This window comes from Roseovarius sp. D0-M9, from assembly GCF_037083805.1.
Taxonomy (GTDB): Bacteria; Pseudomonadota; Alphaproteobacteria; order Rhodobacterales; family Rhodobacteraceae; genus Roseovarius.
Genome location: NZ_JBAPKZ010000018.1, coordinates 62,228 through 83,383 on the forward strand (window position 1 = coordinate 62,228; position 21,156 = coordinate 83,383).

A 21,156-nucleotide genomic window follows, 5' to 3' on the forward strand; every position below is an offset into this window, starting at 1 on the left:
CTCTGGCCGACTACGAATAATCGAGGCCACGCACCCTTCTGGATAGCGCCAGAAAGACCGACAGACCGTGGAACAGGGAATGCGTGGGCCTCACTTCAGCCTGACGTCGTGCCCGCCGAAAGCCACCTGAAACGCCGGTCGCGCCGCACAGCGCCCAAGGTAGGCCGCCAGTGCTGGGTGATCATCCAATGACCTCACCTGAGAAGCAATCCATGCGGAATAGCCGATTTGGCAGTCAGCGCCTGAGAACTCGCTAAGTAACCATTCAGAACCATTGATCCATGCTTCCAGTAGACCGAGAGCCGCCGTCAGACGCTCCGGTGAGCCCGCCTCCTCTCTTCGTGCCACGTGCTGGACAATCGTCTCGGCGAAATGCAGCCACTCCAGCCAGCCCGCGCGACCCGGAGCGCCCGGCTCTCGCCAAAGAGGGGCAGCGCGGGTTTCGCAGAGCCACTCTGCCATCGCGCCTGTCTCGTGCATCATCTCTTTGCCATCACGCAGCGCCGGCGGGCGTGCCGGATGCAGCGCCTTATCCAACGTGCGCGAAGGCGGCAGCGTCTCCAGGCGGTAGGCACAGCCGATCTCCTCCAGCAGCCAGAGAATGCGGGTCGAACGAGACAAGGGTGCGTGCCAGAGCGTGAGGTCGGTCATCGCTCCAGCTATACAGCCTCCGCGGCCGGCATGCACCAGGCTCTGCCTCAGGGGCATCGCCCTTGGGATTGTGTCGTCATGTTGTGTATGCAGTGTCCACAGGCTGCAATGCGCAAAGGTCCTCCATGTGCAGCAGGTTCCTCAGCCCGGTTGCATCGATTTCTCCGCGCAACGCGATAATTACGAGCCTCGATTGACGGGTTTCGGATTGCCAAGCCGTGCCTACCTTAATCTCGGCGCGGCCTGCTGTGAACTGGAGGATACAACGATGGTCTGGCTTCTCCGCAATGTCGAGGATGCCTTTGGCGCGTAATACTCCGCGTGGAAGCGCGTCAAGGAAGGCATGCAACGATCGAAGGGGAATTGGTGAATCGCGCTCCAGCGTTACCGTTTCGAAATCATGTAATGCTGGATCGCTGTCGGATTTCGCCGGCGGATTTCCCAGCCCCAGAAGCGTGGTGAGGGGCAGCGCGGCGTGGCGGGTTTCGACCACTGGAACGCCCGCATCGATATCGCGCAGCCACTTCCGCGCGGGTTCGATATCGGTGACAAGGTCGATCTTGTTGAGAACCACGAGACCGGCGCATGTCACCTGACGCACTGCAAGGGTCAGGCTCATGTCGCGGAGACCCGGCGCGGATACAGCATCGACCATTGCCACGACTCCGTCCAGCGGCGCATGTGCGTTCACCTCCGGATCTGCCAGGGTTTCAACGATCTCGAAGGGATCCGAGACACCTGATGCCTCGATCAGGATACGGTCGGGGCGGTCCGGCCGCCGCAGTACCTTGGAAAGACTCGACAGAAGACCTTGGCTCAGGCTGCAGCAGATGCACCCGTTGGCAAGCGATACGACCTCTTCGTCAGCCTCGCGCAGCAACTCGGCATCGATGTTCACCGAACCAAAATCATTGACCAAAACCGCCAGCCGCAATCCTCCCGGATCGCGCAGAACGTGGTTGAGAAGCGTGGTCTTGCCGCTGCCCAGAAACCCGGTGATCAGCGTGACGGGGACCACCGCGCTATCCGCGCCTTCGCACCGGCCGCCCTGGGCGCGCATCACCCAGACGCGTGCCGTCCTCGATTACCGGAGTGCCGTTGACCACAAGGTGGCGCAGGCCTGTCGACAGCCCGGCAGGCGCGACGAAGGTGGCGGTATCGGTGAAGGTGTCGAGATCGAATACCACGATGTCGGCATCGGCGCCGACCTGCAACCGACCTTTGGTGCGCATCTGAGGAGTCGATTCCTGAAGGATCCGCGCTGGGATCAGGCTGCACTTGGCCAATGCGTCGGAGAGTGGCAGAGCCTGACGCTCGCGGGCCCAGCGGCTTATGAAGCGCGCATAGCAGCCCGTGGACCGCGGATGTGCAAAGGCACCCTCCGGCAGCGGCCAGACGTCACCCTCGATCAGTTCCGGCCCAATCGTCCAAGGCATTGCGTCCGAGGCGATCGCCGCATCGGGATACAGCACGGACACGTCAAGCAGTCGCTGGTCCTCGGGATCTTCGTCGGGGCGCAGAAAATGCATCACGACGACGGCACCGGGTTCGCTGGCTTGCAACTCTTCGATCTTTGCTTGTGTCAGCGGCACGCCGTTCAATTCCAGGCTCGAGGCATCCTGCGCGCCCCAACGTGGCAGCCAGTCTCCCCTGTAGATCTCGGCGCCGACTGCTGACGACCCTGCGCCATAGGGATAGGATTCGACACTGATCGGCAGGCCACGGGACTGCGCGCCCAACAGAAGTTCGGCGCAAGCATCGACATCGCGACCGGCGCTGCTGCCCAGGTGGCAGACGTGCATATGCGCCCCGGTTGCGGCGGACAGTGCGACCAATTCCTCCAGCGCCTCGAATGCGCTCAGCGGCTCTATGACGCTCAGGTAGCGCACATGGGTGAACGTCGGCACGTTGTGTTTTGCTGCAAGCTTTGCCAGCGCATAGTATTCCTTGCGCCCGTAGCCAGGCGCATAACCCGCGTTTATCCCGATGCCGATACCACCCTCGCGCAGACCAGCCTCTACCCGGTCGATGATCCGTTCCTGTTCTTCGGGCGTTGCCAGCGTGTTCTGCCAGTTGCTCAGCGAAAACGCCTGCTGGAACCATGTCAGTGTGCCGTCTGGCTCGATCCCCTCCTTCTCGGCGATGCGGGCGTAAGTCCAAGCCACTGATGAGCCGTAGTTGATCGGACGTCCTTCGGCCGCAACGCCATCGTAGTACCGGCCAATGGGCAGCAATCCGGATTCCAGCTCGAGTGCCGTCGTGACGCCGTCAAAGGCTTGAACCCACGCTGCAGGAAGTTGCTGGCCATGTGCGTGCAGATCGATGAAGCCGGGTGCGACGACCATGCCCTCACCCGAAAGGTTTGCAGCGCCGCTAAGGGGATCTTCCGATATTGCGGCAATGCGTCCGCCCTTGATACCGACATTGCGCACGGCGTCGAACCCGGTCTCCGGGTCGATGACCCGGCCGTCGGTAATCACCAGATCATAGGGGCCCTCTTCATTGGGACGCATCATCGCGTCCTGCGCATTGGCGGCGCGGATCGTGGCAATGCCGACGGCTCCAAGAACGAGCAAGTCGCGGCGGCTCAGATCAAGGTTTGTCATTCCCTTCTCCCGGTTAGAGTGACGTATGTATACGCTCACAGCACGTGTAGAATCGGTGTGGAAAGTGTTTCCAAGGTAGCACGCGATCTGCCGCTCAATAAAAATTAAGCACGCACTCCCCCATTGAATTGGCCGGAAAGTGAGCCACTTTGTCCGGCTCAGTTCGCAAGTTCTAAGCCAAGGACGCGATCCCTGCACAATCGAGGACCACGACGCGACATCGGCCGGGAGCAAATCCGAATGCTTTTCGAGGGGACACTTCTGATGACGGAAAAAGAGTGCGTGGCGCGAGCATGTCTGGACTTGGCGCAATTCAGAAAGGTCCAGCGCCTGACCACCTACTCAATTGCAAACACCATGTTGTCGCTTAATGGTGAGCTTCAGCGGGAACTCGGGCTCCGACCCGACGCCTTTCAGATTTACCTCGTGATTGCGGTTTCCGCTGTACAGAAATATGCACGCGATCCGTCCGATCCTGCCTATCACGGCACCGCGCCGCTGGAACCTGAGATGCTGGGTGTAATTTCCCGTCGCAGTATCGCCGAGATCACCGGGATGCCGCGCGAGACGGTCGCGCGGCACATCCGCAAACTGATGGAGAAAGGTCTGGTCGAGGATCGCGGCCGTGGTCGTCTCACCACTCCCATAGGAGTTCTGGAGCGGTACAGCGCCTCGGGTATTCTCGAAGTCATGGCGGTTCAGGTTCTCAACCTGGCCAACGACCTTCTTCGGCAAGGCACCTTCAGGATCGGCGCTCCAATATCAAAAACCTGCAATGGAATGGGGCAAAGAGACGAAGGAAGTGAAACGGAAAATGACCTGAACATCGCTGATGTGGACCTCGATGGTTCGGCCAAAAGTGCCGATGAGCGAGGACAACTGTGAAAGGTCATCGCTGACTTTGGTCTGAACGAAGGTTGGAAAAGCCCCTTGGCCTTCGAAAGAAAGATCGCTTAAGTGAGCAATCGGAGCGGCACAAATGCGTGACAGGTCCAAGTCCCTTGTCATAGGTTCACCGGAGGCGTGGTTATGGAGGTCAGGACAGCCGTCAGGATCAGGATCACACCAACAGCGAAGGCTTCGGCAAGGATTGCCCGTCGCAGATGGATCGCCGCAAACGGCATGCCGGATGCAAGAGCTGGCACCAGCCGCCATTTATTGAGTGCAGCGAGTGTCATCAGGCACGTCACAGCGACAACTTTCATCACAAGTGTCCAGCCGTAGGCCGTTGTGAAAAGTTCCAAGAGTGATCCGGTCATCAGCCACGCAAAGGCAGTCCCAACCACGACGAGGGCCGGGACCGTAAGACTGGCAACGCCTCCAAAACTATGCAGGAGCAGTGCCCCATCGGGCCGGCAAGCAGCACGTGAAAGAGGGGCCAATGCACCGACCCAGAACCCCGCACAGAGTAGGTGAAGTGTCAGCAGCGCGGCGAGCAGCCAACGCGGATCGCCAAGGGAATGTCCGACAAACGTATAGGACAGGGCAATCAGTAGCGCCCCGATCAGCGCCACGCCAAGGCCGATTGCGCCTCTCATCAGCAAGGCGATGATCAACACCTCTCCCGTGCCCCGCCAGACCGCCGCGGTCCCAAGCGGGCTATCCCAAACAAAGGCAAGCATCATCGGATTCGTCACACCGGCCAGACCCATTCCCGAAATACGGGCGGCGCGAATACCAAAACGTAGCGCAAGAACCGCAAGCCCGATTAGGGCCGCAACGACCGCAACCTTCCGCGCCAGACCGCGCACATCAGCCGGGGCATTCGGAAATGCCACGATAAATAGAGGCCCCCCCATCGCAAGCAAAGTCGCGCCATAACCCGCAGCTTTGGCAATGATTGAGACGACCGCCCAAACGTCTATCTGCGCGAGACCGTCCATCTGGATCAGTCGGCCAATGTAAAGCCGAAGGCGCCCTGCATGGGATGCCCGTCCGACGCCATACCCCGCCAATTCACCTTATAGGCGCCGTCCGGCAGATCGGCGGGCGGCAGGGCGCGGAACTCCTTTACAGGGTCCATTCCGGTCTCGCGCTCAATTGCCACCTCGCCGTTCGGGCCGGTCAGCGTGATCGCTGTGATACGCATCGGGTCGTCAAAACGCATTTCAATGACTTCGACGGATAAGACCGTCGCAGCGTCAGCGGGTATGGTTTCTTCGGACATCGAATGCGCCTGTGCGCCGCTCGCCACCACGGCAAGTGCGATTCCAGCGAGAACGATCTCTTTCATTGCCTTTTCTCCATTTCGTTGTGCCGGGCACGGATTTCATCGGGCCAAGTCGATTTTATGTAACTGAGGACGGCAAAGATGTCGTCATCGGTCAGGACATCCTCATAGATTGGCATGTTCGAGGCATAGTCAGCGTCGTCAATCAAAGCGCCGACCCCATATTTTGTCAGTCGGAACAATGTCTGGCCGTTATGGTGCCACGTGTGGCCGGTTTCATCATGTGGCGGGGCTGGAAGCCTCCCATCATCGCCGCGGATGCGCCAGTTCGGCTGACCTTCGAGATCTTCACCATGGCATACGGCGCAGTTGGCCTCATAGACAGAAGCGCCCAAGGCCACAGTCTCAGGATCATTGTCGTTCAGCACGATGCGATCAACATCAGCCGTAGGCGTGTTGACCGCGTAGAGAGCGGCCCCGATCAGGATTGCTCCACCACTGACGATCAAACTGGTCCCTTTCACAGACCGGCCTGATAGAAGGTTTCACGGACATCAGCATCGCCGCCAAACGCGATTACGTCAAAACGAGCGTTCGGATCGTCCCCCATGCCTGGTGATCCGCTGGGCATTCCGGGAACGGCAATGCCCGCAATATCAGGGCGCTCTTCAAGGAGCTTGGCAAGAGCATCAAAGGGCACATGACCCTCGACCGCATAACCGTCGATCATCGCCGTGTGACAGGCCCATAATTCACCAGGAATATCAGCCTCCCGCTTGGCTTTGGCCACATCATCCGTGTCCACAACCTCGATGACATAGCCTTCCTCGCGGGCCAGCGCGATCCATGCATCACAACAGCCGCAGGTGGGGCTCTTGGTGACATGCATGGTGCCATGATCGGCCATATCCGGGTGATTTTCCGCATGAGCCATGCCAGTCACGCTGAGGGAAGCAAGGCTAAGGGCCAAGGCGGCAATAGGAGTAAAGGCAAGGGTTGTCTTGATTGGGTTCATTGGATTTTCCTCTTCATTTCGAGTGCACCGGAAACGTCCGCAGTCACATCGTTTTCAGTTTGGCCGGGGGCCATTATCAAACTGAGTTCGCGCCGCTGATCGAGATCAGCGGCGACTAGACCTCGGCTGTGGAGCCAGTTCGCCACTAGCCCTGCGCAGATCGCTGCGCCCAAGACGGATGGTGGACGTTAGCGCGGCTCAGAGCGTGATGCAGCGCTTACTCGGCCATGATACCCCCGATGGAATACATGCCGTCCTCGCCCTTGATGAGCATCAGCGTCACGGAATCTCCCTCCGCGACCTCGCCCATCATGTTTGCATCAGGCAGCACGGCGAGGTCCATCGTCATGGCGGGCCACCCGATTTCGGGGATCGGCTCGTGGCTCACATTGGCCGTGTCCTCACCAATCGAGTTCAGCGTGGCCTTGGTATGCACCGCTTCCTCCATCTGCTCGGCGCTCATCGACATATTGGAATGGTCCATCTTGGAGTGATCCATGTCTGATTTGGTCGTCTCGGCCAGTGCCACGGGGGCCCCGAGGATCAGCGCACAGGCGGTGATAAAGAGAGGTTTCATGGGTCTTCCTTTCACAGTGGGCCCGCTCACTCGGCGGGCAATGGGGCTGGCAGGGCATCGCCCTCGCGCAGCAATGCGCGGTTGACGCGTTTCAGCGCCAGCCGCTTCCAGATCACGAAGATAGCTGGAATGACGAAAAGGGTGAGCAAGGTCGCGGTGGCCATACCGCCCAGCATCGGGGCGGCGATCCGCTGCATGATCTCGGATCCGGTGCCGGTGCCATACATGATCGGGATGAGGCCCGCGAAGATCGTGGCGACAGTCATGATCTTTGGGCGCACACGCAAGAGCGCACCCTCGAAGACCACTTCCTCGATGTCCATGCGCGTCACCTCGCGGCGCTCGGCGGCAGCCAAGGCATGGCGCTTGTCCCAAGCGAGATTGAGGTAAAGCAGCATGACGATCGCCGTCTCTACCGCGACACCCGCCAGCGCGATGAATCCGACGAGAACGGCCACCGAAATGTCAAAGCTCAGATACCACAGGAACCATACGCCGCCAGCCAGTGCGACGGGCAGGGCGGCGAGGATGATACCGACCTCGATCACGCGGCTGAACGCCATGAACAGCATCAGCGTGATGATTAGCAAGGTGGCTGGCGCCACGATCTTGAGCCGCTCCTGCATCCGCTCGATGTATTCGTATTGCCCGGACCACGTGATCGAGTAGCCCGGGGGCAGTGTCACTTGATCGGCCACGGCAGCGCGTGCCTCGTTCACGTAACCGCCCAGATCCCGTCCAGCAATATCGATGAAAACAAAGCCGGTGCGCCGCGCATTTTCGGACCGGATCATGCCGGGACCGTCAACGATTTCGATCTCGGCAAGCGCGCCTAGCGGGATGTGCGCCCCCGATGGGGTGACGATGGGAAGATCGCGCAGCCGCTCGGGGCTATCGCGCCAGTTCTGCGGATAGCGCAGGTTGATCGGGAACCGCTCCAGCCCCTCGACGGATTCCGATACCTGCATCCCGCCGATGGCGGTCTGCACAACGTCCTGCACATCACGCACGCTCATCATGTAGCGCGCGGCGGCGTCTCGATCGGGGTTGATCTCGATGTATCGCCCGCCGACAGGCCGCTCGGCATAGGCGGAAGTCGTGCCTGCAACATCCGCAGCGATCCGTTCAACTTGCGTGCCGATCTCTTCGATCACATGCAACTCGGCGCCCGATATCTTGACGCCGACGGGAGTCTTGATGCCGGTTGCCAGCATGTCGATGCGATTCTTGATCGGCTGGATCCAGACATTCGTGACGCCAGGCACCTGCACGGCGCGGTCCAGATCGGCGCGGATCGTCTCCATTGTGCTGCCCTCGCGCCATTCCTCCTTGGGCTTCAGCTGGATCGTTGTCTCGATCATGGTCAGCGGCGCCGGGTCCGTTGCAGTATCCGCGCGGCCTAGCTTGCCATGGACAGTCAACACTTCGGGGACCGTGGCGATCATACGGTCGGTCTGTTGCAGCACCTCGCGCGCCTTGCCAATCGAGACGCCGGGATAGAGCGTCGGCATGTATAGAAAATCGCCCTCGTTCAGCTCAGGCATGAATTCAGTCCCGATCCGCTGGAGCGGCCACATCATCGACGCCACCAGCGCACCGGCCAGCAGCGTTGTCGCCCAAGGCCAGGCAACGGCGGCATCAAGGAAAGGCCGATAGATCCAGATTACGAGGCGGTTCAGCGGGTTGTGCCGCTCAGACACTATGCGTCCCCGCACGAAATAGCCCATGAGCACCGGCACCAGCGTGATCGACAGGATCGCAGCGGCGGCCATCGCGTAGGTCTTGGTGAAGGCCAATGGCTTGAAGAGCCGGCCCTCCTGACTTTCCAGCACGAAGACCGGCAAAAAGCTGACCGCGATGATAGCCAGCGAGAAGAATAGCGCTGGCCCCACTTCCTGGCAGCATTCTGTCACGATGCGCCAGCGGTTTTGGGGGGTCAGTTTTTCCTGTTCGATCCGCCTGTGCATGGCTTCGATCATGACGATGGCGGCATCGACCATGGCGCCGATGGCGATGGCGATCCCTCCCAGCGACATGATATTGGCGTTCACGCCCTGCAGCCGCATGATGATGAAGGCTGCCGCGATCCCAAGGGGCAAAGACAAAAGGATGACGAGGGACGAGCGGATATGCAGCAAGAAGGCAGCGCAGACCAGAATGACGACGATGAATTCCTCGGTCAGCTTCTTTTTGAGGTTGTCGATAGCCCGCTCGATCACGCCAGCGCGGTTGTAGGTTGTGACGATCTCGACGCCGTCCGGAAGGCTGCCGCGGAGTTCGTCCAGCCGCGCTTCGACCGCTTTGATCGTGCTCAGAGCGTTACCACCCCAGCGTAGGATGACGACACCGCCCACTGCGTCGCCTTCGCCATCCAGATCGCCCACCCCCCGCCGCATTTCAGGGCCAAGCCGAATCTCGGCCACATCGCCCAAGGTCACGGCAGCGCCACGGTCATTGACCATCAGGGGCGCGCTTGCCAGATCCGACAGCTCGTCCACATAGCCGGTGGAACGGATCATGAATTCGGCCTCGCCCATCTCGACCACGCTGCCGCCCGTCTCGCGGTTGGCGCTCTGGATGGCGGTGCTCACCTGAGCTAACGTCAAGTCGTAGGCGCGCAGCTTGTTCGGATCGACGACGACCTGATATTGCTTGACCATGCCCCCGATCGTGGCGACTTCGGATACGCCCTCGACGGTCTGCAACTCGTATTTCAGAAACCAGTCCTGAAGGGTGCGCAGTTCCGCCAGGTCATGCCCTCCGGTGCGGTCGATCAACGCGTATTGATAGATCCACCCGACGCCGGTGGCATCTGGTCCCAGCTGCGGCGATACCCCATCCGGCAGGTTTGCCGTGATCTGGCCGAGATATTCGAGCACGCGGGTGCGCGCCCAGTAAAGATCGGTCCCATCCTCGAAGACGACATAGACATAGCTGTCGCCGAAGAAGGAAAAGCCGCGCACGTCGCTTGCGCCCGGCACCGACAGCATCGCGCTGGAAATGGGATAGGTCACCTGATCCTCGACCACCTGCGGCGCCTGACCGGCAAAAGGCGTGCGGACGATTACCTGCACGTCCGACAGATCCGGTATGGCGTCCACTGGCGTCGAGCGGATGGCCCAGATGCCTGCAATGCCCATCATGATTGCCAGTGCGATGATGATGATGCGATTGGCTATCGCGCCCCGGATGATGGCGGAGATCATTGAATCGCCTCCGCCGTGCGTGTGCCGACCAGCGTCAGCGAGAAGTCGGAATTGCGGGCCAAGAGTAGCGTCACCTCCGAACCCAAAGGCAGACCCCCTATGTCGACGGATGGAGCTACGGCAAAATCCATCGTCATGCCGGGCATTCCGATCTCGGCCATCGGACCATGCGTGATGTTGGCCTTGCCGGACGTCGCATCAACGCTGTTGATCGTGCCCGAAACTTCCATTGCCGGTGCAGCAGGTGCGGCATCGGTCAGGATCATCGTCATGCCGTCTGGACGCGCGAAGCTAAGGGTTGTCTTCTCGTCCGTGGGCAGCGAAGCAGGGTCCAGCCCGTCGTCCAGCGCGAAGTCCATCGTCATGCCCGGCATTCCGATTTCCGCAATCGGATCATGCGTGATCGTGGCAGTTCGCGCGGCAGAGTCTATCGCATCAATGGTGCCCGAGACCGTGATGGGCGGTGCAGCGGCCTCTGGCTTCTCTTCCTCGGTGGCGGGCATGGCCATGTCGCCACCTGCCTCATTCTCCGTGCCGCGCACGGAGACAATTGTGAACAGTCCATCTTCGCCCTTGGCCAGGTCGAACTCAACGGGCTGGTCCAGCGGCACGGCTGCCGTGTCAAGGCCGGCGACTTCCATGTCCATCTGCATGGCCGGCCAATCCAGCTCCGGGATGGGATCATGCGCCACTGTCAGCTTGCCGTCCTTCGTGACGGCCAGAACCGTGCCTTGCCCCGTGGCCGCGATCCCGTCATCGGGCTTGAGCTCAGTGAGGGCTAGCAGGCCATCCGCCCCGCGCGCCGCCATAAACGCAACCTCCTGCCCCGGTTCGAACTGCTCCAGCGCAATATCGCTGCGCACCGCGAAGTGCGAGGTCATCGCGGGCCAGTCGAGCGCGGCGAGGGCACCGTGCCGGATGGTGGCCATGCGCGTTTCGGGCTCCAGCGCGACCAACTTGCCGCTGCCGCGAGCGGCCGCATCATCGGTTGGCGCCATGCGCATCAGGCCTGCATTCAGCGCGCTTTCGCTGTCGATGAGGAATTGCGCCGAAGCCACGACCTCCTCGCCCGGGGCGAGGCCCTGGACGACCTCGGTGCGTCCTCCGGTTCCAAAGTTGTCCCGCAGGCCGGTGGTGACGAGCCGTGGTTTGAATGTGCCGTCGCCGGTCTTCAGGATCACGCGTTCCGCCGATCCCGTGCGGATGATCGCTTCGGTCGGGACGGTTAGCGCCATGCGCGTGACCTCGGGAATGAGCGTAACAGTGCCGAACATGCCCGGTCTCAACAAACCCTCCGCATTGTCGAAGCGCAGCCTGATCGGCAGGGTGCGAGTCGTGGCATCGAGTGCGGGATAGACGTAGTCGATTTCGCCCTCGAATGTGCGCCCCGCGAGATGATCGAAGCGGGCGACTGCGCGCATATTGTCGGTCAGGCGCGCGATATCGCGCTCGAACACATCGGCGATCAGCCACACGTTGCTCGGGTCGGTGATCGACACAGCTCTCACGTCGGGCTTGAGGAACATCCCGTCCGCCGCTTCGAGCGAAATGACGACACCGTCCTGGGGTGCAAGCACCTCAATGTTGCGGGCCAGCTCGCCGCTGGCCTCGATCCGTGCGATCTGGCCTGTCGACATGCCTTGGCTGCGAAGGGCATTCCGTGCGGCGTCGATGATGCGTTGATTGCCGGCTTCCAACGCGCGGACCAGATCGCTGCTGGATGAACCAATGGTCTGCGAAAACATCTCGAAGAGAACGTCACCCTTATTTACCGGATCGCCGACGGCGCGCACGTTGAGCGCCTCGATCCAGCCTTCGACGCGGGTGTGGACGTGACTGGTCAGATGATCGTCATATGCGACATTGCCAACCGTCTCGATGCGGCCCGAGATATCAGACGTTCTGGCAATCGCGGTCCGCACGCCGATGGCGTTGATCTCGCTTCCAGATAGGGTCACGCTGCTGGCGTCCGCTTCGGGTTCCTCTCCCGCCATCACGGGTATGAGGTCCATGCCCATGGGTGACTTTCCGGGTCCAGGTTGTCTGAAATTCGGGTCCATCGGCGCGACCCAATAAAGAATTTCCTCGCCCCCCTCCCCGGCGTCGTCAGGGGGATTTAAATACAATCTTTCTGCGAAAATGCCGCCTGCCAAGCCCAAGCCGAGCGCCAGAACACTCAGGGCTGAATATCGTCCACGCATGGTCACCTCGACCTCGGCGCCCATTTTGGACGCCGTTTCCAATCAGTTGACATAGCGCGCACCACATGGGGCGGGTGCGCACGGAAAAACAGATCAGATAAGCTGTGGGGGACGGTCTTTGGTGGAACGCCTATATGACGGCAGAACAACGGAATACTCGGCGGCTCGGGTTGCTGCCAAGAGCACTCCTGTCATATCAAGGTCAATCGGCGCAAATGCACTGTGAAAACAACAGATCGATGGTGCGCAATGGTCTGTGCTTTCACTGAGATTTTGAAGTTTCGGAGCATCACAGTCCGATTTCTGGACTGCAGCTGGCTGCATGCCTTGATGATCGGAATGATCCATCACTATGTCTGCTGGCCTGTGGCTGGCCTGCGTGGCAGATACGACAGACGCCGCGACGATTTGAAAGGTCAACATCAACGTCAAAAGCACGTAACCCACGGAAGGCACGGCCAGCTTACCAATGAGATGATGCTTCACGAAGTGCATTTAATGTAATTGAACGAGATGCACGATTACTTCAAGTCAGATTTTCGTGAGTAACACTCCAGACCTTGTTCTGTTCATCAGAGCCGTGCGCTTCTATCGTCTTCCAGTAGTTTAATGCCGGGCGACAGCGTGATTCCATGTCGGCACCCTGACCTCGACCTTGGCTAGAGGAGGCTTCGTCACAGGGAAGTGTCGGCGCCAGAATGCATCCCCTTCGCATCAAGCTGGAAAACCTAAGACTTCGCTCTGTCTGGGTGGCAGCGTCGGTGGCTCCCGAAGACCTCAGCCATTCCTGTCCCCGGAAGCTGTCAAAAAAACTTCACTTGAAGCATGTCTTGGCCCGCGCCTTTATCCGGACACCGAACGCCGCACGTCAGCGGCTCTTCCCACTCACGACAGTCCGGAGAGAGATAGATGATCCAGAAAAAGCCCCTGACCGCGCTGGCAGCGTTGCTGGCCTGCGGCGCGATGCCAGCTTTCGCGCAAACCGAGATCCAGTTCTGGCACGCCTTGGGCGGTGCTCTGGGGGAAAAGGTCGAAGAAATTGCAACTGGCTTCAACGACAGCCAGGAGACCTATGTGGTCGTGCCGACCTACAAGGGTGATTACACCGAGAACATGACCGCTGCCATCGCCGCATTCCGCGCTGGCCAGCAGCCTCATATCGTTCAGGTGTTCGAAGTCGGCACAGCAACCATGATGGCCGCGGAAGGCGCTGTGAAGCCTGTCCACGAGGTGATGGAAACCGCCGACATCGACTGGAACGCCGACGCATACCTGCCCGCGGTGAAGTCTTATTATTCCACCCCCGAGGGCGATCTTTTGTCACTGCCTTTCAATTCCTCGACACCGGTCATGTGGTACAATCAGGATCTGCTGTCCGAAGCGGGTATTGATACTGTTCCACAGACGTGGGACGCAATGTTCGAGGCGGCCGACAAGCTGAAGGATGCAGGCCATGATTGCGCCTTCTCTTTCGGCTGGCAGTCCTGGGTGATGATCGAAAACTATCTCGCCTGGCACGACCAGCCCATCGGCACCATGCAGAACGGGTTTGCCGGGCTCGGCACCGAACTTGCAATCGACCAGTCCGAAGACCTGACAGCCTTGCTTCAGCGCATCGCTGACAGCCAGGCAGAGGGCACCTTCCAGTATGGGGGGCGCCGGGGCGACTCATTGCCCCTCTTCGCTTCGGGCGAATGCGCGATGTGGATGAATTCCTCGGCCTACTACGCCGGGATCAAAGAACAGGCCGATTTCGAATTTGGTCAAGCCATGCTGCCGCTGAACAGCGACGTCGCGGAGCAGCCGCAGAACTCCATCATCGGCGGCGCGACCCTGTGGGTCTTGGAAGGTCATGACGCGGAAGAGTATCAGGGTGTCGCGGAATTCTTCAACTATATGTCGCGCTCCGAAGTGCAAGCCGACTGGCACCAGTCCACCGGTTACGTGCCGATCACGACGGCAGCCTATGAGCTGAGCCAGGAGCAAGGGTTTTACGAGCAAGAGCCGGGCACCGACACGGCGATCAAGCAGCTGTCGCTAAATGAGCCTACCGAGAACTCCAAAGGTCTCCGGTTCGGCAACTTTGTCCAGATCCGGGACATCATCAACGAAGAGTTGGAGGATCTCTGGGCAGGCAACCAGTCGGCTGCCGAAGCTTTGGCCGAGGCCGCAGCACGCGGTAATACCCTGCTGCGCAACTTTGAAGACGCAAACGGCTGATATCTTCGACAATCAGTGATTGGGGCGGTCCGGTCTTACCGGGCCGCCCTTAAGCCGCCCGGATCGGAGCCCTGCCTTGCGCACCAAGAGAGTCATATTCCGGCACCGTTGGTTGCCTTACCTGCTGATCGCTCCGCAGATCATCATAACCGTTGTGTTTTTCCTTTGGCCGGCCAGCCAGGCTATTTACCAGTCGGTTCTTCAACAGGACGCCTTCGGACTTTCGACAACGTTCATCGGCCTCAAGAACTTTCAGCAACTCTTTGACAACCCTCGTTATCTCGAAAGCTTCTGGACCACGATAAAGTTCAGTGCGCTCGTCGCGTCACTGTCGATGGGGATTGCGCTGCTTCTTGCGATCATGGCCGACCGGGTCCTTCGCACGGCAACCGCATATCGCACCCTGCTCATCTGGCCTTACGCTGTCGCCCCTGCCGTCGCGGGCGTGCTGTGGTGGTTTTTGTTCAATCCCACGATCGGGATCGCGGCCTATGCGCTCGACGCGCTCGGCTACGACTGGAACCACTACATCGACGGAGGCGACGCCATGACCCTTGTCGTCATCGCCGCAGCTTGGCGGCAGGTCAGCTATAATTTCCTGTTCTTTCTTGCTGGCCTTCAGGCAATCCCACGCTCACTGATCGAGGCAGCCGCGATCGATAGCGCCGGTCCCGTCCGCCGGTTTCTCACCATCCAACTGCCTCTGTTGTCACCGACTGTCTTCTTCCTTGTCGTCGTCAACGTCGTCTACTCCTTCTTCGAGACATTCGGCGTTATCCACGCGACGACCAGTGGCGGCCCCGGTCAAGCGACAAACATACTCGTCTACAAGGTATGGCGAGATGCATTCGAGGGGCTGAACCTCGGTTCCTCGGCGGCACAATCTGTCATTCTCATGGTAATCGTGATCGCCCTCACAGCCATCCAGTTCCGTTACATTGAGCGCCGGGTGGAATACTGATGGTTGAGAACCGCCCCCTTCTGACATTTGTGCAGCACGCAATTCTGATCCTCGGCGTCGCGCTCTTTGTTTTTCCGATCTATCTGGCCTTCGTCGCCTCAACCCACGATCAGACCACCGTGGCACGCGGGCTTCCCCTTCTGCCGGGCGGCGAGCTGTGGACCAATTACAGCTTGGTCCTTGGCGAAGGGATATCGGCCGTTGGGGCGCCCCCACTGAAGCTGATGCTCTTCAACTCGATGATAATGGCGCTTTCCATTACCATCGGAAAAATCGCCATATCGCTGCTTTCTGCCTTTGCAGTTGTCTATTTCAAGTTCCGGTTTCGTGTGCTGGCGTTCTGGACAATCTTCATCACTCTGATGCTTCCGGTCGAGGTTCGCATTCTGCCGACCTACGAGGTCGTCGCCCAACTGGGCATGCTGAACTCTTATGCTGGTCTCTCGATCCCGCTCATCGCATCGGCCACGGCGACGTTTCTCTTCCGCCAGTTCTTCATGACGGTGCCGGATGAGTTGACCGAAGCGGCGCGGATCGACGGGGCCGGGCCGATGAAGTTTTTCAAGGACATCCTTCTGCCGCTCTCGCGCACGAACTTGGCTGCGCTATTCGTGATCCTCTTCATCTATGGCTGGAACCAATATCTCTGGCCGTTGCTCGTGACAACGGACGAAAGCTACTACACCATCGTCATGGGTATCCAGCGCATGGCAAATGCTGGCGAAGAGACGCCCCAATGGCACCTCATCATGGCCACCGCGATAATTGCGATGCTGCCGCCCGTGCTAGTGATCCTTGGCATGCAGCGACTATTCGTTCGCGGTCTTGTCGAAGTCGAAAAGTGAGAACATGAGCAATATTTCCATACGGTCCGTCCGCAAGGTCTATTCCGGCGGCGTTGAGGCCATTCCGAACATCGACCTCGAAATCGAGGCGGGCGAGCTCTGCGTCCTGGTCGGCCCTTCGGGCTGTGGAAAATCCACGCTCTTGCGCATGGTTGCGGGACTTGAAGAGGTGAGCGAGGGCGAGATCCACATTGGTGGCCGCATCGTAAACGATCTGGAGCCGGCCGAGCGCGACATCTCGATGGTGTTTCAAAGCTACGCGCTCTACCCGCACATGTCGGTCCGCGGAAACATGGCCTACGGTCTGAAAAACCGGGGGCAGAAGAAGGACGAGATCGAGGCACGCGTAGCCGAGGCTGCGAGGATGCTTGGTCTGACTGACTATCTAGACCGAAAACCCAGAAACCTGTCCGGCGGCCAACGGCAGCGTGTGGCCATGGGCCGTGCCATTGTGCGCGAACCTGCGGCCTTCCTGTTCGACGAGCCGCTGTCGAATCTTGATGCAAAGCTGCGCGTGAAAACACGGGTCGAGATCCGTGATCTACAACAGCGCCTCGGCACGACGTCGATCTATGTCACCCATGACCAGCTCGAGGCCATGACGCTGGCTGACAAATTGGTCGTGATGAATGCCGGACGGGTAGAGCAGATCGGGCCTCCACTCGAGATCTATGAACGCCCGGCTTCTGTCTTCGTGGGCGGCTTTATCGGGTCGCCCCCGATGAACTTTCTTCCCGGCGTCGCGTCTGCATCAGGCGTGCTGACAGAGGCAGGTCACCGCGTTTCGAGCGATCGTCCGGTTGAGGGCAAGGTCATTTCCGGCGTGCGTCCCGAGCATCTGATTCCCGATGCGGAAGGGCCCATTCCGCTACGTGTCCGGGTTGTGGAACGTCTGGGTGCGGCAATTCATGTCCACGGCGTGCTGGAGGGGACGCGAACCGAATTGGTGGTTAGCCTACCTAGCCCTGACGCACCAAAGCCTGGTGAGACACTTTCGCTCAGGCCAGTCCAAGACCAGATTCACTATTTTTCGCATGAAACGGGTCAGAGGCTTATGTAACATAGGTTTTGCCGCAGCGTCTCCATCATTATACCAGCCACGCTGAGCCCCGTTTGTAACCAAGAATGTAACCTTAAAAACCGACATAGGGCCTTCTAGAAAAGGCTCTTCTTTCGATTCAAGGAGTTGGGTAGGGTAAGGGTGAGAGGCTGGACAACGACCCAAGCGGGGCTCGTTACGGCTGCTTCCTTCCGGATCTGACCGGGTTGGCGAGGCGCCTGCCCGCGCCAACCTCTCAAGTCTTCAGATAAAGGGGATGTCGCGTCGATGCAAGGGGTGCAGCGCTTCTAAGCGCTGAGAGTATTTTTGGAACAATGAAAGCTGGGAGACCGCGATTGATCAGTCGGCGGGATAGCTCAGCCGTGCCTCGCCAGCCTTGAGCGGGCCCGTGGCGCGATCAAATCGCAGATGTGCGATTGCCTGCGCACCGGCGCTGGTGAAGAGCGTGCCAACAGGTTTTTCCTCTGCCGTGATGGGCGTGCCGGTGGGCGCCGTGCCGGTGATGGAGACGGTGGCAAGACCCTTGCGCAATTCGGTCTTGTGCTTCATCCGTGCGGTCACCTCTTGCCCGACATAGCAGCCCTTTTTGAAATCGACGCCGTTCAGGCGACCGAATCCGGCCTCGAGAATGAAGGTGTCGGGCGTGAGTTCGATGCCCGTCTCGGGTATGCAGTGGGCAACGCGGATGGCGTCCCAATCAGTGCCATCATCGCCGCCATCCGCGCCATAAAGGCGCCAGCCCAGCGCGGGATGACGCGGATCGGCCAGTGCGCCGGCAGGGGCAGGGCCCGTGCCGCGCCTGACCTCGAGATCGCTTGGCGTGATCTGAACATCGGCGCGCAGGCGATACATGTTGAGGCGCTGGATCAATGACGGAGCGATCTCTTGTGCCGCATCGATGTGCAGAACCCCGTCCTTTTCGAAAACGAAGAAATCGGCCAGATATTTGCCCTGCGGCGTCAGGATCGCGGCATAGATGAGGCCATCCGCGGCCTTGTCGACATCGTTCGTGATCAACCCTTGCAGGAAGCTGCGCGCATCGGCGCCTTGAATCTGGTGGATGACTCTCATGGCTGCTACCTCTCGCGTCCTCATGACTGCCCATATATAGAACGGCGAGCGGTAGCGACAGGGGGGGACATGCGCGCAAGGCTTTCAGTAATCGTGCCGGTCCTTGATGCCGAGGCGGCGCTGCCCACGCTTTTGGCGGGGTTGATGGAGGGGGTCGAGACGGGCCTCCTCCGCGAGGTCATCCTGTCCGATGGCGGATCGCGGGATGCGACTGCCGAGATCGCCGAAGAGGTCGGCGCGCTATGGTGTACGGGCCCCGCCTCGCGAGGGGGGCAGCTGCGGCGCGGCGCCCGGATGGCGGGGGGCGATTGGCTGATGATCCTGCATGCCGACAGCGCGCTACCCCGTGGCTGGACCCGCGCGGTGCAGGACCAGATGGCCGATGGACGGCCCGGCTACTTCCAACTGGCGTTCAGTGGCGGCGGCCTGCCGGGGCGAATCGTTGCAGGCTGGGCCAATCTGCGATCGCGCATCTTTCATCTGCCCTATGGCGATCAGGGCCTGCTGATTTCGCGCGCGGACTACGATGCGGTCGGGGGGTATCGCGACATCCCTCTGATGGAGGATGTCGCGATGGCGCGCGCGCTGGGCGGGCGCCTTTGCCTGATGCCTGTGCCGCTGCTCACCAGTGCCGCGCGCTACCAAAGCGAAGGCTGGCTCCGGCGCGGCGCGCGCAATCTGACGCTCTTGCTGCGCTATCTGGCGGGCGCTGCCCCCGAGGATCTGCGCAAAAGATACTGACTGCCGCGTTTTTTCGCTCGGCTGCCGCGCGCGCCCGCTTGCCTCGGCGGTCTGGCCGCGTTAATCAGTCATGGCCCGAGCGGGCGTTGTGTAATGGTAAGACCTCAGCCTTCCAAGCAAATGTTTTGAATATCATCCCGTAGCATTGTGCCATTAACTATATCATTTTTTTGACTTCTTCGTCGCTTCCTGCATCCTTCTGTTGCGTGCCGTATGATGCTGCCACCGACAAAAAGCCGACAAAATGCCAAAACTTACCGAGACCTATGTAAAGAAGCTTCCGACCTCTGAGAGCGGTACGAATAAGTACTGGGATAGCGAGGTCAAAGGTCTTGTCGTCTTTGTCGGTAAACGCTCGAAGACGTGGTATTTCCAGAAGGATGTCGGTGGAAAAACTCAGCGCATTCTAATTGGGCGCTACCCAACGATAACCGCGCAGACCGCCCGGCAAAAAGCTCTCGGTTTTGCCCTCGAAATGTCACGCGGCGCGGGAAAGCATATTCAGATTGGTGCGCCCACTTTGGAACAGGCAGTGGAGGTATATCTTTCCCGTCCAAAATTGAGATCTGAGGTACATAGAGCGTCTGTACGTATGCAGTTTGAGAACCATCTGAAGGATTGGATGGGTTTGCCGCTGGACGAGATTACTAAGGCCATGGCCGTCGAGCGTCATCGTCATTTGGCGAACGCACCATCGACTGCGAACCATACGCTTCGATACTTTCGGTCTGTCTGGAACCAGGCGCGTCGAGTTCACGATCTCCCTGAGAGCCCGACCAACGCGATCGAATGGTACGAGGAGCGGCCCAACGGGCGCATTATCGAAGATCTTGTTGAATGGAGGCGGCGGGTCGACGATCTATTCAACCCGATCCACAAAGCGTTTTTTGAGCTCATCCTTTACACGGGCCTTCGTAAAACGGAGGCACTGACGCTCGAGTGGAAAAACGTTCACGAAGATCGCATTCATTTGCCAGTTACCAAGAATGGTCGGAGTTTCGATCTACCGATCGTGCAACGACATCACGAGATTCTTGCGCCAGTCGAAGGCTTGAGCCGGAAATGGATCTTCCCGTCTCCTAAGTCGCCGAGTGGCCATGTGCAGGGGCCGCAGCGAATCGAATGGTCTCCGCACGCCCATCGTCGAACTTTCGCCACAGTGGCGATGGAAGCTGGAATCCTGGAAGAGGTTGTAGGCCGGCTGTTGAATCACACTCCCCTCAACTTGACGGGGCAGCGGTATGTGCGGCCGTCTCTAGATGCTCTACGACCGTCCATGCAAACGACCTGCGACGAATTGGATCGGCGCCTTTGGCAACCAATAGAATGATTGACGCTAAATGAACCCGCTGGATGACGATTATGAGACCCCGTCGCGAGACGAGTTCCTACTGCATAGGCTGAGACAAGTTCTTGATGAGGATTTCTGGCACTTTGGTCCTGGCTCTCAGGCGTTTGCCGGTTTCAGCGAAGGTATTTGCTTTCTGGGTGGCATTTTCCCTGAGGGCGGTCATGAGTCACCGGATTATGCTCCCCGCTTTCTTCCCGGGGGCAAAGAACGCTACGGGTTTCACGAAACGATAGCGGTGGACGAAGCCTGGCAATTGCGGGAAGCAGTTGAGGAAGATCTAAATGTTTTAACGGGACTGCAGCTTTCGGGACATGTTTCACCGCGTAAAGCAATTGACGAAGCGGTGAAGTTCAAGTTCTACCCGCCATGGCTCAAAGTGGTCCCTTCTCGTTCCGTGTGGGTAGTCGGGCGCACCGGTGCTTGAGCCGCTCCCATATTTCGTGCCTTCGGTAGGCGCGTCCGACGCGGAGACCTCAGCCAT

At 59.6% G+C, this 21,156-nt stretch carries 20 protein-coding genes and 1 other RNA gene; 8 read left to right on the top strand and 13 right to left on the bottom strand.

Features of this window, described 5'->3' with window-relative positions; genetic code table 11:
• Positions 1 to 90: 90 nt before the first annotated feature.
• The 3 genes from V8352_RS12815 to V8352_RS12825 form a co-directional block, all read right to left on the bottom strand.
• Positions 91 to 651 (bottom strand): glutathione S-transferase family protein, encoded by a 561-nt coding sequence (locus V8352_RS12815; protein WP_336424687.1) that lies wholly within the window; start codon positions 649 to 651, stop codon positions 91 to 93.
• 76 nt (positions 652 to 727) lie between these two features.
• Entirely contained in the window at positions 728 to 1,711 is a 984-nt protein-coding gene (locus V8352_RS12820) for a CobW family GTP-binding protein (RefSeq protein ID WP_336424688.1), read from the bottom strand.
• Entirely contained in the window at positions 1,674 to 3,257 is a 1,584-nt protein-coding gene (locus V8352_RS12825) for an amidohydrolase family protein (RefSeq protein ID WP_336424689.1), read from the bottom strand. Before V8352_RS12825 ends, V8352_RS12820 begins: the two co-directional genes overlap by 38 nt.
• A 264-nt stretch (positions 3,258 to 3,521) precedes the next feature.
• On the opposite strand from V8352_RS12825, the gene V8352_RS12830 reads away from it, so the two are divergent.
• Complete coding sequence (locus tag V8352_RS12830) at positions 3,522 to 4,142, top strand: helix-turn-helix domain-containing protein (RefSeq protein WP_336424690.1); 621 nt, start codon at positions 3,522 to 3,524, stop codon at positions 4,140 to 4,142.
• 119 nt (positions 4,143 to 4,261) lie between these two features.
• On the opposite strand, the gene V8352_RS12835 is transcribed toward V8352_RS12830, so the two are convergent.
• From V8352_RS12835 to V8352_RS12870, 8 genes are all read right to left on the bottom strand, one after another.
• Positions 4,262 to 5,140, bottom strand: a complete 879-nt coding sequence (locus V8352_RS12835) for a copper resistance D family protein (RefSeq protein ID WP_336424691.1) — start codon at positions 5,138 to 5,140, stop codon at positions 4,262 to 4,264.
• Positions 5,141 to 5,145: 5 nt separating this feature from the next.
• Positions 5,146 to 5,490, bottom strand: coding sequence for a copper resistance CopC family protein (locus V8352_RS12840; protein ID WP_336424692.1), 345 nt, complete (start codon positions 5,488 to 5,490; stop codon positions 5,146 to 5,148).
• Entirely contained in the window at positions 5,487 to 5,951 is a 465-nt protein-coding gene (locus tag V8352_RS12845; RefSeq protein ID WP_336424693.1) for a c-type cytochrome, read from the bottom strand. Before V8352_RS12845 ends, V8352_RS12840 begins: the two co-directional genes overlap by 4 nt.
• Positions 5,948 to 6,442, bottom strand: a complete 495-nt coding sequence (locus V8352_RS12850; protein ID WP_336424694.1) for a DUF411 domain-containing protein — start codon at positions 6,440 to 6,442, stop codon at positions 5,948 to 5,950. Before V8352_RS12850 ends, V8352_RS12845 begins: the two co-directional genes overlap by 4 nt.
• A 217-nt stretch (positions 6,443 to 6,659) precedes the next feature.
• Positions 6,660 to 7,019, bottom strand: a complete 360-nt coding sequence (locus tag V8352_RS12855; protein ID WP_336424695.1) for a copper-binding protein — start codon at positions 7,017 to 7,019, stop codon at positions 6,660 to 6,662.
• Between the two features lie 26 nt (positions 7,020 to 7,045).
• A complete protein-coding gene (locus tag V8352_RS12860; protein WP_336424696.1) occupies positions 7,046 to 10,225 on the bottom strand; it encodes an efflux RND transporter permease subunit in 3,180 nt (1,059 codons plus the stop codon).
• Positions 10,222 to 12,450, bottom strand: a complete 2,229-nt coding sequence (locus V8352_RS12865; protein ID WP_336424697.1) for an efflux RND transporter periplasmic adaptor subunit — start codon at positions 12,448 to 12,450, stop codon at positions 10,222 to 10,224. Before V8352_RS12865 ends, V8352_RS12860 begins: the two co-directional genes overlap by 4 nt.
• Positions 12,451 to 12,519: 69 nt before the next feature.
• On the bottom strand, positions 12,520 to 12,921 hold the full coding sequence (locus V8352_RS12870) for a hypothetical protein (protein ID WP_336424698.1): 402 nt from the start codon (positions 12,919 to 12,921) through the stop codon (positions 12,520 to 12,522).
• A 414-nt stretch (positions 12,922 to 13,335) separates the two neighbouring features.
• Here V8352_RS12870 and ugpB point away from each other — a divergent pair, with 414 nt between their 5' ends.
• The 4 genes from ugpB to ugpC all read left to right on the top strand — a co-directional run bounded on the left by ugpB (position 13,336) and on the right by ugpC (position 17,512).
• Entirely contained in the window at positions 13,336 to 14,646 is a 1,311-nt protein-coding gene (gene ugpB / locus V8352_RS12875; protein ID WP_336424699.1) for a sn-glycerol-3-phosphate ABC transporter substrate-binding protein UgpB, read from the top strand.
• A gap of 76 nt (positions 14,647 to 14,722) precedes the next feature.
• On the top strand, positions 14,723 to 15,607 hold the full coding sequence (gene ugpA / locus V8352_RS12880) for a sn-glycerol-3-phosphate ABC transporter permease UgpA (protein WP_336424700.1): 885 nt from the start codon (positions 14,723 to 14,725) through the stop codon (positions 15,605 to 15,607).
• Positions 15,607 to 16,452 carry a sn-glycerol-3-phosphate ABC transporter permease UgpE gene (gene ugpE / locus V8352_RS12885; protein WP_336424701.1) on the top strand — a complete coding sequence of 282 codons (846 nt, stop codon included), beginning with the start codon at positions 15,607 to 15,609 and terminating at the stop codon, positions 16,450 to 16,452. Before ugpA ends, ugpE begins: the two co-directional genes overlap by 1 nt.
• A gap of 4 nt (positions 16,453 to 16,456) precedes the next feature.
• The gene (ugpC, locus tag V8352_RS12890) at positions 16,457 to 17,512 is read left to right on the top strand and encodes a sn-glycerol-3-phosphate ABC transporter ATP-binding protein UgpC (protein ID WP_336424702.1); all 1,056 of its coding nucleotides are present in this window, start codon (positions 16,457 to 16,459) and stop codon (positions 17,510 to 17,512) included.
• A 140-nt stretch (positions 17,513 to 17,652) separates the two neighbouring features.
• Here the strand turns inward: ugpC and ffs are convergent.
• Positions 17,653 to 17,749: signal recognition particle sRNA small type (ffs, locus tag V8352_RS12895), an RNA gene on the bottom strand.
• Positions 17,750 to 17,851: 102 nt separating this feature from the next.
• Positions 17,852 to 18,583, bottom strand: coding sequence for a CAF17-like 4Fe-4S cluster assembly/insertion protein YgfZ (gene ygfZ / locus V8352_RS12900; RefSeq protein ID WP_336424703.1), 732 nt, complete (start codon positions 18,581 to 18,583; stop codon positions 17,852 to 17,854).
• 69 nt (positions 18,584 to 18,652) lie between these two features.
• Here ygfZ and V8352_RS12905 point away from each other — a divergent pair, with 69 nt between their 5' ends.
• The 3 genes from V8352_RS12905 to V8352_RS12915 all read left to right on the top strand — a co-directional run bounded on the left by V8352_RS12905 (position 18,653) and on the right by V8352_RS12915 (position 21,099).
• Positions 18,653 to 19,324, top strand: a complete 672-nt coding sequence (locus V8352_RS12905) for a TIGR04283 family arsenosugar biosynthesis glycosyltransferase (protein ID WP_336424704.1) — start codon at positions 18,653 to 18,655, stop codon at positions 19,322 to 19,324.
• Between the two features lie 244 nt (positions 19,325 to 19,568).
• Positions 19,569 to 20,654 carry a tyrosine-type recombinase/integrase gene (locus V8352_RS12910; RefSeq protein WP_336424705.1) on the top strand — a complete coding sequence of 362 codons (1,086 nt, stop codon included), beginning with the start codon at positions 19,569 to 19,571 and terminating at the stop codon, positions 20,652 to 20,654.
• 10 nt (positions 20,655 to 20,664) lie between these two features.
• Positions 20,665 to 21,099, top strand: a complete 435-nt coding sequence (locus tag V8352_RS12915; protein WP_336424706.1) for a hypothetical protein — start codon at positions 20,665 to 20,667, stop codon at positions 21,097 to 21,099.
• Positions 21,100 to 21,156: the final 57 nt, after the last annotated feature.